The organism is Pseudonocardia xinjiangensis (assembly GCF_050948425.1).
GTDB classification, from domain to species: domain Bacteria; phylum Actinomycetota; class Actinomycetes; order Mycobacteriales; family Pseudonocardiaceae; genus Pseudonocardia; species Pseudonocardia xinjiangensis.
The window spans coordinates 3,775,715-3,792,231 of record NZ_CP192009.1; the positions used below are offsets into that span (position 1 = coordinate 3,775,715).

A 16,517-nucleotide genomic window follows, 5' to 3' on the forward strand; every position below is an offset into this window, starting at 1 on the left:
CGCGGCCGACGGGAACAGGCCGGCTAGTCGTCGCCCTTCGGCTTCTTCGTCAGCGCCCCCGGGCGGTGCACCGCGTCGCGCCCGCTCTTCTCGCTGCGCACCCGGTACTGCGGGTCGTCGGGGGTGGCCCGCACGGTGCGGCCCGCCGCCTCGGTGTCCTCGGTGATCTCCTCCTCGACCTCTCCCTCAGCGGTGCCGCCGTGACTCTTCCACGTGACGTGGTCGCCCTTCTCGAACTCGCTCATGCGGGGCGCTTACCCCGTGCCGGACCCGGGTACGCGATCTGCGTACGGCAACGAGGAAAGGAAGAACATGGCAGGCAAGCTGGACGGTAAGCGCATCGCGATCCTGGCCACCGATGGTGTGGAGCAGGTGGAGCTCACGCGTCCACGCGAGGCGGTGGAGCAGGAAGGCGCCCGGACGGAGATCATCTCGCTGTCCGAGGGCGAGTTCCAGGCGATGAACAACGACATCGAGCCCGCCGACACCTTCACCGCCGACAAGGCGGTCCAGCAGGCGTCGGCTGCCGACTACGACGGGCTGATCCTGCCGGGCGGCACGGTCAACGCCGACCGCCTCCGGATGGACCCTGACGTCGTCGCGTTCGTGCAGGAGATCTTCCGCGCCGGCACGCCCGTCGGCGTGATCTGCCACGGGCCGTGGACGCTCGTCGAGGCCGACCTCGTGCGGGGCCGGACCCTGACGTCCTACCCGAGTCTGCGCACCGACATCCGCAACGCCGGCGGCACCGTGGTCGACGAGGAGGTCGTCACCGACCACGGCCTCGTCTCCAGCCGTAACCCCGACGATCTGCCGGCCTTCTGCGCCAAGATCGTCGAGGAGTTCGCCGAGGGTGCACACGCGGTGCACCACGAGGGCGCAACGGTCGCCTGATCCGGGCATTTTCCGGCGCGGTCCGGGTACTCCCCGTCCATGGGGTGCCCGGACTGCCGCGCTCCCGCGCCTGGGCCGGAGCGCCCCGGCGAGGGGCCGCTCCAACGCGCCGACCGCAACATGGTCGAGCTGCTGCAGGAGCTGCGCGTGGCGCAGACGGGTGTGCAGATCCTCTTCGCGTTCCTGCTGTCGCTGTCGTTCACCGACCGGTTCGCCGAGCTCGACGACGTGGAGCGGTGGACCTACGTCGTCACGTTGCTGCTCTCGGTGGTCGCGGCCGGGTTGCTGGTGGCCCCGGCCGCCGCCCACCGGGTGACGTTCCGCCGCGGGCTGAAGAAGGAGACCGTGCAGCTGGGCCACCAGCTCTGCACCGCGGGACTGGCTGCGCTGGCACTCACCCTGACGGGCGCGGTGCTGCTCGTGCTCGACGTCGCGATCAGCCTGGCGTTCGCCGTGCCGGTCGCCGCCGCCGTCGGGATCGTCCTGCTGACGATGTGGTTCGTCCTCCCGCTCCGGTTGCTCTGGCGGACCGGGAGGATCGACGACGGCGCGCCGGACGGTGACCGGGCCGGGAACGGACGGGTGCCCGCCCGGACCTAGTGGGTGTCCCCGGCTACCCGTCCTCCTCGATCATGCGGCGGCGCAGCTGCGCCACCGTCTGGGAGAGCAGCCGCGACACGTGCATCTGCGAGATCCCGACGCGGTCGGCGATCTGGGTCTGGGTGAGGTTGCCGAAGAACCGCAGCAGCAGGATGGTCCGCTCGCGCTCGGGCAGCTCGTCGAGCAGCGGGGCGAGGGCCTCCCGGTACTCGACCTTCTCGAGCTCCGCGTCGGCGCTGCCCAGGGTGTCGGTCAGGGTGGTGTCGGCGCCGGCCACGAGCTCGTCGAGCGAGCTGCTGCGGTAGGCCTGCTGGGCGTCGAGACCCTCGACGACGTCCTCGGTCGGGATCCCGAGCCGCCCCGCGATCTCGCTCGGCCGGGGCGCGCGTCCCAGCTCCTGGGACAGCGGCCCGATGGCGCCGTTGATGCCGCTCTGCAGGTCCTTGAGCCGTCGGGGCACCCGCATGGACCACGTCCGGTCCCGGAAGTGGCGCCGGATCTCGCCGGTGATGGTGGGTACCGCGTAGGACAGGAAGTCGATGCCGCGGTCGGGTTCGAACCGGTCCACGGCGTTGAGCAGCCCGACCGTCCCCGCCTGCTCCAGGTCGTCGACCGGCTCACCTCGTCCGGCGAATCGGCGGGCGATGTGCTGGGCCACCGGCAGGTACCCTGTTACGAGCTTCTGGCGCAGCACGGCCCGGCCCGGGTCGTCCGGTGGCAAGGCCGCGAACTCGGCGAACAACGGCGCCAAGTGCGCGTAGTCGGAGTCGCGGGAGGTGTCAGACACGGCAGCGCGGGCAGCTCGGGCACGGGACGGATCGCACCCCGTGAGCTACCCGCGGGTCGGCGGGAGAAAACGCTCGCGCTGGTACGTTCGTAAGTCGCCATTCCGTCCGCCCGCTTCGCGAAGGTGAATTTGCCGGTGTCGAACAGCACGTCCCCCGCTCGAAGCGGCAGCGGCTCTCAGGGCGCCGACTCGCCTGCCGGCTCCGCGGCGACGAACGGCAGCGGGAGTGCCACTCCCGTCGAGGAGGGGCTCGAGTACGAGCGCCGTTACGTCGGCATGCTCTACGAGCGTCTCGACGCCCGCCGCGCCGACACCGCGCGGCGCCTCGAGGGCGTGCTGCACGACGAGACCGTGGGCACGCCGCAGGCGCTCACCGAGCGCGATGCCGCAGCGGCGATGTACACCGACCGGCTCGCCGCGCTCCGCGCCGCCGAGCACGGGCTCGCGTTCGGCAGGCTCGACACCGACGACGGCGAGCGCCGCTACGTCGGCCGGCTCGGGCTGCTCGACGAGGACAACGAGTACGAGCCGCTGCTGATGGACTGGCGGGCGCCCGCGGCCCGCCCGTTCTACACCGCCACCGCGGCCTCTCCCGAGGGCATCCGCCGCCGCCGGCACCTGCGCACCCGGCGCCGCGAGGTCACCGCGGTCGACGACGAGGTGCTCGACCTGGACGACGCCACCGCCACGTCGCAGGCCGGCGGGCTGACGAGCGAGGCGGCGCTCCTCGCGGCCGTCGCCGCTCGGCGCACCGGGCGGATGTCCGACATCGTCGCCACCATCCAGGCCGAGCAGGACGCGATCATCCGGTCGAAGCCCAGCGGCGTGCTCGTGGTGCAGGGTGGCCCGGGCACGGGCAAGACGGCGGTGGCGCTGCACCGTGCCGCTTACCTGCTCTACACCCACCGCGACCGGCTGGCCCGCCGCGGCGTGCTGGTGGTCGGCCCCAACCCGACGTTCCTGAGCTACATCGGGCAGGTGCTGCCGTCCCTCGGGGAGACGGCCGTGGTGCTCGGCACAGTCGGGCAGCTCCACCCCGGCCTCGACGCGCGGCGGGTGGAACCCACCCTGACCGCCGCGGTGAAGGGCCGGGCCGAGATGGCGGCGGTGATCGCCGCTGCCGTGCGGGACCGTCAGCAGGTGCCGCGGCGTCCGATCGAGCTCGTCGTCGAGCAGCAGCGCGTGCGGCTCGACCGCGACGTGGCCAACGCGGCCCGCACCCGCGCGCGGCGCTCGCGCCGGCCACACAACGAGGCCAAGCGCATCTTCCACAAGGAGGCGATCCGGCTGCTCGCGGAGCAGGTGGCGCGCACGCTGGGCGGCCGTGGCCTGCTGGACGCGGGCGACCTCGCCGACATCCGTGAGGAGCTGAGCGAGAGCCGCGAGCTCACCCGCGAGCTCGACGCCCTGTGGCCGACGCTGTCGGCCGAGCAGCTGCTCACCGATCTGTTCGCCTCGCCGAAGCGGCTCAGCACGGTGGCCCGGCGGATCCCCGCGGCCGAGCGGGAGCTGTTGCTGCGCCCCGCGCCCGGCGCCGACGTCCCGCCCGACCAGCGGTGGACCCCCGCCGACGTCCCGCTGCTCGACGAGGCCGCCGAGCTGCTCGGTGACGACGGAGCCGAGGCGGCGGCGCGGGAGGCGGCCGCGCTGCGCGAGGAGGTGATGTATGCGCAGGGGGTGCTCGACGTGCTCGACCTCGAGGAGGACCTCGATCCCGAGCTGCTGCGCGCCACCGACGTCGTGGACGCCGACCGGCTCGCCGAACGGCAGGCGGTGCGCCGCTACGACTCCACCGCCGACCGCGCCGCCGCCGACCGGGAGTGGACCTACGGGCACGTGATCGTCGACGAGGCGCAGGAGCTGTCTCCGATGGCGTGGCGGCTGATCATGCGGCGCTGCCCGAGCCGTTCGATGACCATCGTGGGGGACATCGCGCAGACCGGCGACCTGTCCGGCGCCGCGTCGTGGGGCGAGGTGCTCTCGCCGTTCGTGGCCAACCGGTGGCGGCTCGAGCAGCTCACGGTCAACTACCGGACGCCGTCGGAGATCGCCGACGTCGCCGACGACGTGCTCGCCGCCATCGAGCCGGGCCTGGCCGCGCCGCGCTCGGTGCGCAGCACCGGCGTGCCGCCCCGGGCGGTGGCGGTGGACGCGAGCCGGCTCGACGACGCGGTCGCCAAGGTGCTCGCCGAGGAGACCGGCGCGGTCGGCGAGGGCCGCACCGCGGTGCTCGCCCCGACCGCACGGGTGGCGGCACTGCAGGAACGCCTGGTGGGCGAGCCACCGGCGGACGCCCCCGACATCGACCTCAGCGCACCGGTGGTGGTGCTCCCGGTGAGCTCGGCGAAGGGCCTGGAGTTCGACGCCGTCGTGCTGGTGGAACCCGCCGAGCTGCTCGCCGAGTCGCCGCACGGCGTCAACGACCTCTACGTGGCCCTCACCCGCTCCACGCAGCGCCTCGCGGTGGTGCATGCCCAGCCGCTCCCGGCGATGCTGCACCGGCTGGCCGAGGGCTAGTGCGCGCTACAGGGGCGTGACGTAGGCGCCGGAGATCCCGCCGTCCACGAGGAACGTGGACGCCGTGATGAACGAGGCGTCGTCGCTGGCGAGGAACGCCACGGTGCCGGCGATCTCCTCGGGCCGCGCGAACCGGCCCATCGGGATGTGCACCAGGCGGCGCTGGGCCCGCTCGGGGTCGGCGGCGAACAGCTCCTGCAGCAGGGGGGTGTCCACCGGTCCGGGGCACAGGGCGTTGACCCGGATGTTCTCGCGCGCGAACTGCACGCCCAGCTCACGGGACATGGCGAGCACGCCGCCCTTGGACGCCGTGTAGGAGATCTGCGAGGTGGCCGCGCCCATGACCGCCACGAACGACGCCGTGTTGACGATCGAGCCGCGCCCGGCCCGCTGCATGTGCGGGATCGCGGCGCGGCAGCACAGGTACACCGACGTGAGGTTGACCTCCTGGACGCGCCGCCAGGCGGCCAGGTCCGTGGTGAGGATCGAGTCGTCCTCCGGCGGGGAGATCCCCGCGTTGTTGAACGCCACGTCCACGCTGCCGTAGTGCTCCGCGGCTGCGGCGAACAGCGCCTGCACCTCGTCCTCCGACGTGACATCGGTGCGCACGAACAGGCCGTTCACCTCGTCGGCCGCCGCCTGTCCCGGCCCGGCGTCGATGTCGCCGACGACGACCCGGGCGCCCTCCTGGGCGAGCCTGCGGACGGTGGCCAGCCCGATGCCGCTGCCGCCGCCCGTGACGACCGCCGTGCGCCCCGTGAACCGCTCGATCATGTCCGCAGACTATTCGCCGGCTAGTGCGGTGGCCATGATCGGGGATGCGGCGCACCAGCGCGGTGACGGTGCGGGCGACGGCGGCGGCCACCGCGGGGCGCACGGCGGCGGGGGCCATCTTGACGAATCGCTCGGCTACCGCGCCGGCGGCGTTGGGTTCCCGGTCGCCGCCGCCACCAGTGCCGTCATCAGCCGAACGTCCGTGGCGTCCTGTTCGGGATGCCACTGGACGCCCACCACGAACGGTGCGCCGTCCAGCTCGACGGCCTCCACCGTGCCGTCCGCGGCCCGCCCGGTGACCCTCAGCCCGGGAGCGACCCGGTCGATGGCCTGGTGGTGGTGGCACTGCACGGCCACCGTGGTGCCGACGGTGGCGGCCACGCGCCCGCCGGGCACGAGATCCACCGTGGTGGTGCCGAAGACACCCGGGGTGGGGTTGTGCCCGGTGTGGCCGACGGCGTCGGGGACGTGCTGGACCAGCGTGCCGCCCAGCGCGACGTTCAACAGCTGCACCCCGCGGCACACACCGAGCACGGGAATGCCGCGCTCGAGCGCCCGGTGCAGCATCGCGATCTCGGCGGCGTCGCGCTCGGGCCGCGGCTCCCCGGTGCGGGGGTGCGGCGCCTCGCCGTACCGGCCCGGGGCGATGTCGGGGCCACCCGAGAGCACCAGCGCGTCGATCCGGTCGACGGCGACCGCCGACTCGACGCGGGGTGGCAGCAGCACGGGGATTCCGCCGGAGGCGAGCACCACGTCGGGGTAGGTGACGGGCAGCAGCACGGCCTCGTGCTCCCACACCCCGTACCGGACGTGCTCCCCGTAGGCGGTGAGCCCGACGATCGGGCGGTGGGTCCGGCTAGAGCCGTTCGAAGCCACGCCGGCGCTCCCAGTCGGTGACGGCGGAGTCGAAGGCGGCCAGCTCCACCCGCGCCGCGTTGGCGTAGTGCTCGACGACCTCCTGGCCGAAGGCGTCGACGGCCACCGTGGAGCCGGCGAACAGCTCGGCCGCCTCCCGTAGCGTCGACGGGACCCGTGGTGCGTCGGAGGTGTAGGCGTTGCCGGCGAGCTCCGGCTCCAGGGGCAGCTCGTTCTCGATGCCGTGCAGCCCGGCCGCGATCAGTGCGGCGACCCCCAGGTACGGGTTCATGTCACCGCCGGGCACCCGGTTCTCCACCCGCAGCGACGGGCCGTGCCCGACGACGCGCAGCGCGCACGTCCGGTTGTCGAGCCCCCAGGCGACCGCGGTGGGCGCGAACGAGCCCTCGGCGTAGCGCTTGTAGGAGTTGACGTTCGGTGCGTAGAGGTAGGTGAGCTCGCGCAGGCACGCCTGCTGGCCCGCCACGAAGTGCTCGAACAGCGGGGAGAAACCGTGTTCGGACTCCCCGGCGAAGACCGGCCCGTCCTCCCCGCGCAGCGAGATGTGGATGTGGCAGGAGTTGCCCTCCCGCTCGTCGTACTTGGCCATGAAGGTGAGCGCCGTGCCGGCCTGGTCGGCGATCTCCTTCGCGCCGGTCTTGTAGATCGTGTGGTTGTCGCACGTGGTCAGCGCGTCGGCGTAGCGGAAGGCGATCTCGTGCTGGCCGAGGTTGCACTCGCCCTTCGCCGACTCGACGACCATCCCGGCGCCCGCCATCCCGTTGCGGATCCGGCGCAGCAGCGGCTCCACGCGTGCCGTGCCGAGCATCGAGTAGTCGACGTTGTAGAGGTTGGCGGGCTCGAGCTGGTGGTAGCCCTTGCGCCAGGCGGTGTCGAACGAGTCGGCGAAGATCATGAACTCCAGCTCCGTGCCGACGTCGGCGTGCAGGCCGTGCTCGGCGAGCCGGTCCAGCTGGCCACGCAGGATCTGCCGCGGCGACGCGACGACGGGCGACCCGTCGGCCCACTGCGCGTCGCACAGCACGAGCGCGGTGCCCTCCTGCCACGGGACGAGCCGCAACGTCGCGAGGTCGGGCTTGAGCACGAAGTCGCCGTAGCCGCGTTCCCAGCTCGACATCGCGTACCCGCCGACGGTGTTCATCTCGACGTCCACGGCCAGCAGGTAGTTGCAGGCCTCGGCCGCGTGCGGCACGACGTCGGCGAGGAAGTACGGGGCGGCGCAGCGCTTGCCCTGCAGCCGGCCCTGCATGTCGGTGAACGCGACGAGCACGGTGTCGATCGACCCCTCGTCCACCGCGGCCCGCAGCTGGTCGAGCGTGAGCATCCCGCGTGGCTTCATGGGGATGAGGATCTCACGGGGCATCGGCCTCCAGCTGTCCCTCGATGCCGGTCAGCTCCTCCTCGGTGCCGGCCTCCCGGACCGGGCCGGTGAACCAGTGGCGCGCTGAGAGCAGGTACCAGCCACCGAACAGGAGCAGCGCCCCGCCCACCGTGATCGGGGCGTAGTTGACTACGTTCCAGTCGAAGTCCGCGGCGCCCGGGATGCCCTTGGGGGAGACCGGCAGCAGGAACAGGACGCACACGAGCGCGATCCACGCGACGGCGACGGGCGCGACCCAGCGGTAGTGGTGACCGAGGCTCCACGCGCCGCCCTCGAACCGGGAGCCGGCCCGGATCCGCAGGACGATCGGCAGTGCGAACGCGATGTAGAGGCCGATCACCGCGATGGAGGTGCCGACGAGGTAGCCGACCACGCCGTTGGCGAGCGTCGGGAGCATCAGTGCCCAGCTCAGCACGGCGATCGCGGCCACGGCGTTCACCGGCACGCGGTTGGCGGCGACCTTGCGCCACAGCCGCGAGGCGGGCACGGCGCCGTCGCGGGAGAACGCGAAGAGCATCCGCGACGCCGACGTCACCGACGCCGTACCGCAGAAGAACTGCCCGACCACGGCGATGAGCAGCAGGAACTCGGCCCACGCCCCGCCGAGTGACTCCGTCCAGATGTAGACGACGGCGTTGCCTGCTGCGTCGAGCGTGCCCTGGACGTCGGGCACCGCGAACGTCACCGCGACCAGCAGGACGAAGCCGAAGACCACCGACACGGCGACCGACATCACCATGCCCCACGCCGCGGCCCGGGACGCCAGGCGCGTCTCCTCGCTCATGTGCGCCGATGCGTCATACCCGGTGATCGTGTACTGGGCCATCAGCAGGCCGATACCGAACACGAACCAGAACCCGGCGTCGCCGAAGCCCTCCCCGGAGAACCCGGAGTTGTTGAGCGTCTCGCCGAACACGAACGCGGCGGACTGGTGGTTGTCGGGGACGACGATCAGGACGGCGACGATCACGAGCACGCCGACCATGTGCCACCACGCCGAGAACGTGTTGAGCCGGGCCAGCAGGTTCACGTTCAGCAGGTTCAGCGCGAGGTGCAGCGCGATGATCACCGAGTAGACCACGAAGACCGTGCCGGTCCCGGTGCCGACGACGGCGGGGAACCACAGGTTGAGCAGCGCGGTGGTGAAGATCGCGGCGCCGTAGTCGATCGCGGCGGTCACCGCGATCTGGCCGATCAGGTTGAACCAGCCGGTGAACCAGCCCCACGCCGGGCCGCCCAGCTTCGACGCCCAGAAGTACAGCGCCCCGGCGGTGGGCATCGCCGAGGCGATCTCGCCCATGGCCATCGCCACCAGCACGCAGAACCCGCCGACCAGCAGCCAGCCCCACGTGATCGCGACCGGGCCGCCGTTGTTGAACGCGATGTAGTACGAGGTCAGGCAGCCCGCGAGGATCGAGATGATCGTGAAGGAGATGGCGAAGTTGGAGAAGCCGCCCATCTCGCGGTAGAGCACCTGCGCGTAGCCGAGCCGGTGCAGGGTGGCCTCGTCGTCGGTCCGGTTGTGGGCGGTCATGGGGCCTCCAGGGATCGCGGAACTCAGTCGGGCGGGTGCGCCGCCGCGAGCAGGTGCTCGAGGTCGGGGCCGTCGAACTCCGCGACGGCCCGGTCGTACTTCTCCATCCCCCAGGACCAGAAGTCGAAGTGCAGCGGGCTGGAGCCGTCCTGGATCGACGCCCACAACGTCCAGCCGTACTTCGCCATCAGCGCGAACAGCCGGGCGCGGGCCACCTGGCGGGGGCACGGGCGGCCGAAGTAGGCGGCGACGAGCACGTCGAGCAGTGGGGGCGGCAGGGCCGCCTCGCTCCAGATGTTGCCCAGCTCGAAGCACGGGTCGTTGTTGCCCGAGTACTCGAAGTCGATGATCCGCACCCGTTCGCCCCCACTCCCGTCCGGGCACAGGAGCAGGTTGGCGGCGAGGAGGTCGTTGTTGCAGGGCGCCGTCACCCGCGGTCCGAGCGCCGCGCGGATCCGGGGCACCAGCGGGGCGAACTCGTCGTAGCGCGGCGGCAGCCGGAAGCCGTGCTCGGCGACGATGCGCCGGTAGCGGGCCTGCACGGCGAACATGTCGAAGTCGTTGACGAAGCGCGGCCCGGCGTGCAGCCGGCGGCACGCGGCCGCCACGAGGCCCAGCACGGCGGGATCGTGGAGGTCGCCGTCGGTGAGCGGGCGGCCGGGCAGGTACTCGACGGTCAGCCCGACGCCCGGGCGCCGGTGCAGGACCTGCGCGCCCACTCCCGCGGCCGCGGCGGCCACGGAGTTGGCGTACTCGTGGTCGCGGTCGATACCGAGCAGGCCGCCGCCGTCCTGGGCGGGGATGCGCACGACGCAGCATCCGTCGGGGTTGGTGACCTTGAGGTTGCGGTTGGTGAGGCCGCCGGGCAGGTCCTCCACCGTGCGGGGCCGCCGGGCGGTGCACGGGATGGAGTCGAGCAGCGCGTCCGTCGCGGGGTCGAGGACCGCGGATCGGACTTCCATCGCAAGATCGTAGGGCTCGCTCCGGGAACGGTCTAGACCGTAGTGTCGGGGCATGGTGCAAGCGCTCCCCGGGCGGGCCCGCGTCGTGGTGATCGGTGGGGGAGTGGGCGGCACGAGCGTGGCCTTCCATCTCGCCGAGCGGGGCGAGCGGGACGTGCTGCTCGTCGAGCGCGCGGAGCTCACGAGCGGGTCCACGTTCCACTCGGCCGGCCTCGTCGGGCAGCTGCGGTCCGACCCGGCGCTCACCACGATCAACGGCTGGTCGGTCGAGCTCTACCGCAGGCTGCAGGAGAGCGAGCACGCCCCGGGGTGGGTGGAGTCGGGGTCGTTGCGGCTCGCGTCCTCACCCGCCCGGCTCGAGGAGATCCGCAGGCAGGCGGGCTGGGCGCAGCGATCAGGGCTGCCACTGGAGCTCATCTCGGCCGCCGAGGCACGGGAGCTGTTCCCGCTGATGTCGGTCGAGGGGGTGCTCGGCGCCGCGTACACGCCCACCGACGGCCAGGTCGACCCCGCCCGGCTCTGCTACGCGCTCGCCGCGCTCGCCCGCGAGGGGGGTGTGACGATCGCCCAGCGGACCAGGGTGGTCGGCATCGACACCGACGGGGGCAGGGTCACCCGCGTGCGCACCGACCGCGGCGACGTCGAGTGCGAGGTCGTCGTCGACTGCGGCGGCATGTTCGCCGCCGAGATCGCCCGGCTGGTCGACGTGCGGGTGCCCGTGGTGCCGATGTCGCACCAGTACGTCGTGACGGCCCCGCTCCCGGCCGGGACCCTGCCCGACCGCCCGCTGCCGTCGCTGCGCGATCCCGACCTGCTCGTCTACTACCGCCAGGAGATCGACGGGCTGGTGATGGGCGGCTACGAGCGCCACAGCGCGCCCTGGACGGCCACCGCGCGCTCTCTCGACGCCGTCCCGGCCGACTTCAACGGCAAGCTGCTCCCGCCGGACTGGGAGCGGTTCGAGGAGATCCTCGAGAACTCCCAGGTCCGCGTCCCGGTGCTCGCCGACACCGGGGTGGCGTCGATGATCAACGGGCCGGAGGCGTTCACCCCGGACAACGAGTTCTGCCTCGGTGAGACCGAGGTGGCCGGGTTCTTCGTCGCCGCCGGGTTCTGCGCGCACGGCATCGCCGGCGCTGGGGGCATCGGGCGCGTGCTGGCCGCCTGGATCCTCGACGGCGACCCCGGCCTCGACCTGTGGCACATGGACGTGCGCCGCTTCGGCCACCGCCACTACCGCTCGCCCGGCTACACGCTCGCGCGGGTGCGGGAGAACTACGAGAGCTACTACGACATCCGGTACCCGGCCGCGGAACGGACGGCGGGGCGCCCGTTGCGCACCTCGCCCGTCTACCCGTGGCATGTAGCGCACGGCGCGGTGTTCGGGGAGAAGGCCGGCTGGGAGCGGGTCAACCACTACTCCGAGCCCGGCTCCGAGGAGCTGCGCCCGCGGGGCTGGGCCGGGCGGCACTGGTCGCCCTGCGTCGAGACCGAGCACGTCGCCGTCCGGGAGGCGGCAGGCCTGTTCGACGAGAGCTCGTTCTCGAAGATCGAGATCTCCGGGCCGGACGCGGTGGCGTTCTGCCGGCACGTGTTCGCCGGGCGGACCGACCGCGAGCCCGGCGCCGTCGTCTACACGCAGGCGCTCAACGACCGCGGCGGCATCGAGATGGACGTGACCGTCACCCGGGTGGGCCCCGAGGAGTTCTTCGTGGTGACGGGCACGGCGTTCGGGCCGCACGACCTCGGCTGGCTGCGCCGACAGGCCCGGCTCACCGGTGCCGCGGTGCGGCTGGCCGACGTGACCGGCGCCTGGGCGTGCTTCGGGCTGTGGGGGCCGCGCTCCCGCGAGGTCCTCGCCCCGCTGACGCCCGCGTCGCTGGCCAATGCCGCCTTCCCGTACCCGTCGATGCGCGAGACCACGGTCGGGGACGTCCCGGTGCGCGCGCTGCGGGTGACGTTCGTCGGGGAGCTGGGCTTCGAGCTCTACTGCCCCACCGAGTACGGCGCCGCGCTGTGGACCACGCTCGTGGAGGCCGGCGCGCCCCACGGGCTGCGCCCCGGCGGCTACCGCGCGATCGAGAGCCTGCGGCTGGAGAAGGGCTACCGCGTGTGGGGGTCCGACATCGGCCCCGAGACCACCCCCGACGAGGCCGGCCTGGGCTTCGCCGTGCGCCGCGACGGGGAGTTCGCCGGGCGCGGGGCACTGCTGGCCGCCCGGTCGCGCGGGGTCGCCCGGAGGCTGCGCTGCCTCGTGCTCGACGATCCCCGCGCGGTCGCGCTGGGCGGGGAGCCCGTGCGGGTCGGGGACGAGGTCGTCGGCCAGGTCACCTCCGGCGGCTACGGCTACACGGTGGCCCGTTCCCTGGCCTACGCCTACCTGCCCGCCGGCATCCCCGAGGGGGCGCCGGTGGCGGTGCAGGTCGACGGGACGTGGGTGGACGGCGCTGTCGCGGCGTCGGTCCTCTACGACCCGAAGGGCGAGCGCATCCGCGCCGACGGCTGACGGGGGCGTCCCCGCACCGGGGTCACCGCGCGGTTCCGGCCAGAATGGCGGGGAGCCGCGACAACGGAGGTGCAGATGGTGACCGGTCCCCACGTCGTCACGTTGCCGTCGGGCGAACAGGTGGCGGCGCTCGGCCAGGGCACGTGGTACCTGGGCGACGATCCCCGGCGCCGCGCCGACGAGATCGCGGCGCTGCGCCTGGGCCTCGACCTCGGCCTGAGCGTGGTCGACACCGCGGAGATGTACGGCGACGGCGCGTCCGAGGAGCTGGTCGGGGAGGCCGTCGCCGGCCGTCGCGACGAGGTGTTCCTGGTGGACAAGGTGCTGCCCCACCACGCCACCCGCGCCGGCACCGTGCGCGCCTGCCAGGAGAGCCTGCGGCGGCTGCGCACCGACCGGATCGACCTGTACCTGCTGCACTGGCGCGGCCGGGTGCCCCTCGCCGAGACGCTCGCCGGGTTCGCCGACCTGGTCGACGCCGGCGCGATCCGGTACTGGGGGGTGAGCAACCTCGACCGGGACGACATGGAGCAGCTGTACGGCCTGCCGGGTGGCGACGCCGTGGCCACCGACCAGGTGCTCTACAACCTGACCCGCCGCGGTCCGGAGTACGACCTGCTGCCGTGGTGCGGTGAGCACCGCGTGCCGGTGATGGCCTACTCGCCGATCGAGCAGGGCAGGCTGCTCGGCGAACCCGGGCTGACCGAGGTGGCCCGGCGGCACGGGGCGACGCCCGCCCAGGTGGCACTGGCGTGGGTACTGCACCGGGACGCCACGATCGCGATCCCGAAAGCCGCCGACCCCGAGCACGTCCGGGAGAACGCCGCCGCCCGCGACCTGGCCCTCACCGCCGACGACCTGGAGACGCTGGACGCGTCATTCCCACCACCGCGGCGCCCCCAGCCGTTGGAGATGCTCTAGAGGTCCCGCTCCTCGTCACAGCACTACGGCTCCACAGTGCGCAGGTCGGCCGGTGTGACGACCTTGCGGCAGAATCGGAAGGATCAACGATGTTCAAGGTCTTCGCCTACCTGACCAAGCGTGCGGACCTCAGTCGCGAGGAGTTCATCGACTACTACGAGAACCATCACGTCCCGCTCGTGCTGAGCCATGCGCCGCTGCCGAGGGTGTACAAGCGCAACTATCTCTCCCGCGGCGATGCGGCCAACCTCGAGTCACCGGCCATCGAGTTCGACGTGGTCACGGAGACGGTGTGGGACGACCGCTCCGGGTTCGAGAACTGGATCTCCAGCCTGGGCATTCCCGCGATCGCCGAGGACGAGGCCCGGTTCCTGGACCGTTCGAAGACCACGGCTTACGTGATCGAGGAGGGGGTGTCGGCCCCCTGACCTCGGGAGACCGCACCTGAGCTCAGCCCGCGAGCGCCTCGAGCACCTGCGCGCCGTACTTCGCGAGCTTGTTCTCCCCGATCCCGCTGATGGTGCCCAGCTCCGCGGTGGTGGCGGGCATCCGCGTGGCGATCTCCCGCAGCGTGGCGTCGTGGAAGATCACGTAGGCGGGTACGCCCTGCTCCTTCGCCGCGGCCCCGCGCCAGGCCCGCAGCCGCTCGAACACCGGCGCGGCCGCGGCGGGCAGCTCCACCTGCGGGGCCCGTGCGGAACGCGTGCGCCCCTGCGCCTGGCGTTTCGGGTCGCGCCGCAGCATGACCTGTCGCTCACCCCGCAGCACCCCCCGGCTGGCCTCGGTGAGCACGAAGGTCTGGTAGTTGCCCTCGACGGCCAGCAGGCCCTGCGCCATCAGCTGCCGGATGACCCCGCGCCACTCACCCTCTCCCAGTTCGGTGCCCACACCGAACACGGTGAGCGAGTGGTGGTCGAACTGCTCGACCTTCGCGGTGCGCTTCCCGAGCAGGATGTCGACGATCTGCCCGGCCCCGAACTTCTGGTGGCGCTCCCGGTCGAGCCGGAACACCGTGGAGAGCACCTTCTGCGCGGCGACCGTGCCGTCCCATGACTCGGGCGGAGCGAGGCAGGTGTCGCAGTTGCCACACGGCTTGCCCTGCTGCCCGAAGTAGTTGAGCAGCTGCACCCGCCGGCACTCGACGGTCTCGCAGAGCGCGAGCATCGCGTCGAGGTGCTGGGCGAGGCGGCGGCGGTGGGCCAGGTCGCCCTCGGAGTCGTCGATCATCTTGCGCTGCTGCACGACATCGGCGAGCCCGTAGGCCAGCCAGGCCGTGGACGGCAGCCCGTCGCGCCCGGCGCGGCCGGTCTCCTGGTAGTAGCCCTCCACCGACTTGGGCAGGTCCAGGTGCGCGACGAAGCGGACATCGGGCTTGTCGATGCCCATGCCGAACGCGATGGTGGCGACCATGATCACGCCGTCCTCGCGCAGGAACCGCGACTGGTTGGCCGCGCGCGTGCCGGCGTCGAGACCGGCGTGGTACGGCAGCGCCGTGAGCCCCTGGGCCACGAGGAACTCGGCGGTCTTGTCGACCGAGTTGCGGGAGAGGCAGTAGACGATGCCGGCGTCGCCGGGATGCTCGGTGCGCAGCAGGTGGAGCAGCTGGCGGCGGGGCTCGTCCTTCGGCGCGATCCGGTACTGGATGTTGGGCCGGTCGAAGCTCGCGACGAAGTGCCGGGCGCCCTCGAGGTTCAGCCGCCCGGCGATCTCGGCGTGGGTGGCCTCCGTGGCGGTGGCGGTGAGCGCGATGCGGGGCACGTCGGGCCAGCGCTCGTGCAGCTGTGAGAGCGCGAGGTAGTCGGGGCGGAAGTCGTGGCCCCACTGGGCCACGCAGTGGGCCTCGTCGATGGCGAACAGCGCGATCCGGCCCCGCTCCAGCAGGCGCAGGGTGGACTCGACCCGCAGCCGCTCCGGGGCGAGGTAGAGCAGGTCGAGCTCCCCGGCGAGGAACGCGGCCTCGACGGCGCGCCGCTCGTCGGGCCCCTGGGTCGAGTTGAGGAACCCCGCCCGGACGCCGAGCGCGAGGAGGGCGTCCACCTGGTCCTGCATGAGCGCGATCAGGGGGGAGACGACCACCCCGACTCCGTCGCGGACCAGGGCGGGGATCTGGTAGCACAGCGACTTGCCGCCACCGGTGGGCATGAGCACGAGGGCGTCGCCGCCTCCGCAGACGTGCTCGATGATCTCCTGCTGGTTCCCGCGGAACGTGTCGTAGCCGAAGACCCGGTGGAGCACCTGCTGCGCGTCGGCGGTCCGGGGGAGCGTCACCCGGCGATCGTAGGCGCCGCCCCCGTCAGCATCGGTAGCCGCTCGGGTCGCCTCGGCCCGCCGCGTGCACATGGCCGGTGATCAGCCGGGTCAGCTCGGGGACGAGCTGAGGGGGTTGCTCGTGGCCGACTGTCCCACGTGACCAGCGTGGCCGCCGGGATGCCCTCGGCGAGGACCTCGGCATGGTCGTAGGGATAGATCGGGTCTCCCCGCCTCCCATCACCAGGAGCACCGGCGCGCCGTCCGGCCGGCCCAGCTCCTCGTACCACAACGCCACTCCGTCGGTGTCCACATATCCCGCGGCCATCACGCCATTCCTTCCGTCGGTCCTCTCTGAGACCTGCTGGGCGCTCGATGCTCATCGGTCGGGCTCCGGCGACCGTCCGCGGGATGGAACATGGGCTGGAGCGGCAAGCCTCCCACTGCGATTCACGGGCGTCGTGGAGTGGGTCGAGTGGGTAGTCTCGAATTCGAGTCGCCGATCTCCCGACTATTCC

14 protein-coding genes are annotated in these 16,517 nt (G+C 72.5%); 6 read left to right on the forward strand and 8 right to left on the reverse strand.

The annotated features are described in order from the left end of the window. Positions 1 to 23: 23 nt before the first annotated feature. Positions 24 to 245, reverse strand: a complete 222-nt coding sequence (locus tag ACQPZA_RS17725) for a DUF2945 domain-containing protein (RefSeq protein WP_433282408.1) — start codon at positions 243 to 245, stop codon at positions 24 to 26. Between the two features lie 67 nt (positions 246 to 312). On the opposite strand from ACQPZA_RS17725, the gene ACQPZA_RS17730 reads away from it, so the two are divergent. After that, positions 313 to 894: a type 1 glutamine amidotransferase domain-containing protein gene (locus ACQPZA_RS17730; RefSeq protein ID WP_433282409.1), complete on the forward strand. Its 582-nt coding sequence runs from the start codon at positions 313 to 315 to the stop codon at positions 892 to 894. A 39-nt stretch (positions 895 to 933) separates the two neighbouring features. Beyond that, positions 934 to 1,494 (forward strand): DUF6328 family protein, encoded by a 561-nt coding sequence (locus ACQPZA_RS17735; RefSeq protein ID WP_433282411.1) that lies wholly within the window; start codon positions 934 to 936, stop codon positions 1,492 to 1,494. Between the two features lie 13 nt (positions 1,495 to 1,507). Here ACQPZA_RS17735 and ACQPZA_RS17740 read toward each other — a convergent pair whose 3' ends face one another. After that, positions 1,508 to 2,281 carry an RNA polymerase sigma factor SigF gene (locus ACQPZA_RS17740; protein ID WP_433282413.1) on the reverse strand — a complete coding sequence of 258 codons (774 nt, stop codon included), beginning with the start codon at positions 2,279 to 2,281 and terminating at the stop codon, positions 1,508 to 1,510. Positions 2,282 to 2,557: 276 nt separating this feature from the next. Between ACQPZA_RS17740 and ACQPZA_RS17745 the strand changes: the two genes are divergently transcribed. Next, entirely contained in the window at positions 2,558 to 4,798 is a 2,241-nt protein-coding gene (locus tag ACQPZA_RS17745; RefSeq protein ID WP_433282855.1) for a HelD family protein, read from the forward strand. 6 nt (positions 4,799 to 4,804) lie between these two features. Here the strand turns inward: ACQPZA_RS17745 and ACQPZA_RS17750 are convergent, their stop codons facing one another. From ACQPZA_RS17750 to ACQPZA_RS17770, 5 genes are all read right to left on the reverse strand, one after another. Next, positions 4,805 to 5,572 (reverse strand): 3-oxoacyl-ACP reductase, encoded by a 768-nt coding sequence (locus ACQPZA_RS17750; RefSeq protein WP_433282415.1) that lies wholly within the window; start codon positions 5,570 to 5,572, stop codon positions 4,805 to 4,807. 135 nt (positions 5,573 to 5,707) lie between these two features. After that, positions 5,708 to 6,448, reverse strand: a complete 741-nt coding sequence (locus tag ACQPZA_RS17755) for a gamma-glutamyl-gamma-aminobutyrate hydrolase family protein (RefSeq protein WP_433282417.1) — start codon at positions 6,446 to 6,448, stop codon at positions 5,708 to 5,710. Further along, entirely contained in the window at positions 6,429 to 7,772 is a 1,344-nt protein-coding gene (locus ACQPZA_RS17760) for a glutamine synthetase family protein (protein WP_433282856.1), read from the reverse strand. The genes ACQPZA_RS17755 and ACQPZA_RS17760 overlap by 20 nt, the downstream gene beginning before the upstream one ends. 28 nt (positions 7,773 to 7,800) lie before the next feature. Continuing rightward, a complete protein-coding gene (locus ACQPZA_RS17765; RefSeq protein WP_433282419.1) occupies positions 7,801 to 9,363 on the reverse strand; it encodes an amino acid permease in 1,563 nt (520 codons plus the stop codon). A 23-nt stretch (positions 9,364 to 9,386) separates the two neighbouring features. Next, on the reverse strand, positions 9,387 to 10,325 hold the full coding sequence (locus ACQPZA_RS17770) for a phosphotransferase (RefSeq protein WP_433282421.1): 939 nt from the start codon (positions 10,323 to 10,325) through the stop codon (positions 9,387 to 9,389). Between the two features lie 52 nt (positions 10,326 to 10,377). On the opposite strand from ACQPZA_RS17770, the gene ACQPZA_RS17775 reads away from it, so the two are divergent. The 3 genes from ACQPZA_RS17775 (at position 10,378) to ACQPZA_RS17785 (ending at position 14,180) form a co-directional block, all read left to right on the forward strand. Then, a complete protein-coding gene (locus ACQPZA_RS17775; RefSeq protein WP_433282423.1) occupies positions 10,378 to 12,831 on the forward strand; it encodes a GcvT family protein in 2,454 nt (817 codons plus the stop codon). A gap of 75 nt (positions 12,832 to 12,906) precedes the next feature. Next, entirely contained in the window at positions 12,907 to 13,752 is an 846-nt protein-coding gene (locus ACQPZA_RS17780) for an aldo/keto reductase (RefSeq protein ID WP_433282425.1), read from the forward strand. Positions 13,753 to 13,841: 89 nt separating this feature from the next. Beyond that, entirely contained in the window at positions 13,842 to 14,180 is a 339-nt protein-coding gene (locus ACQPZA_RS17785) for an EthD domain-containing protein (protein WP_433282427.1), read from the forward strand. Between the two features lie 22 nt (positions 14,181 to 14,202). Here the strand turns inward: ACQPZA_RS17785 and recQ are convergent, their stop codons facing one another. Then, positions 14,203 to 16,020, reverse strand: coding sequence for a DNA helicase RecQ (gene recQ, locus ACQPZA_RS17790; protein WP_433282429.1), 1,818 nt, complete (start codon positions 16,018 to 16,020; stop codon positions 14,203 to 14,205). Positions 16,021 to 16,517: the final 497 nt, after the last annotated feature.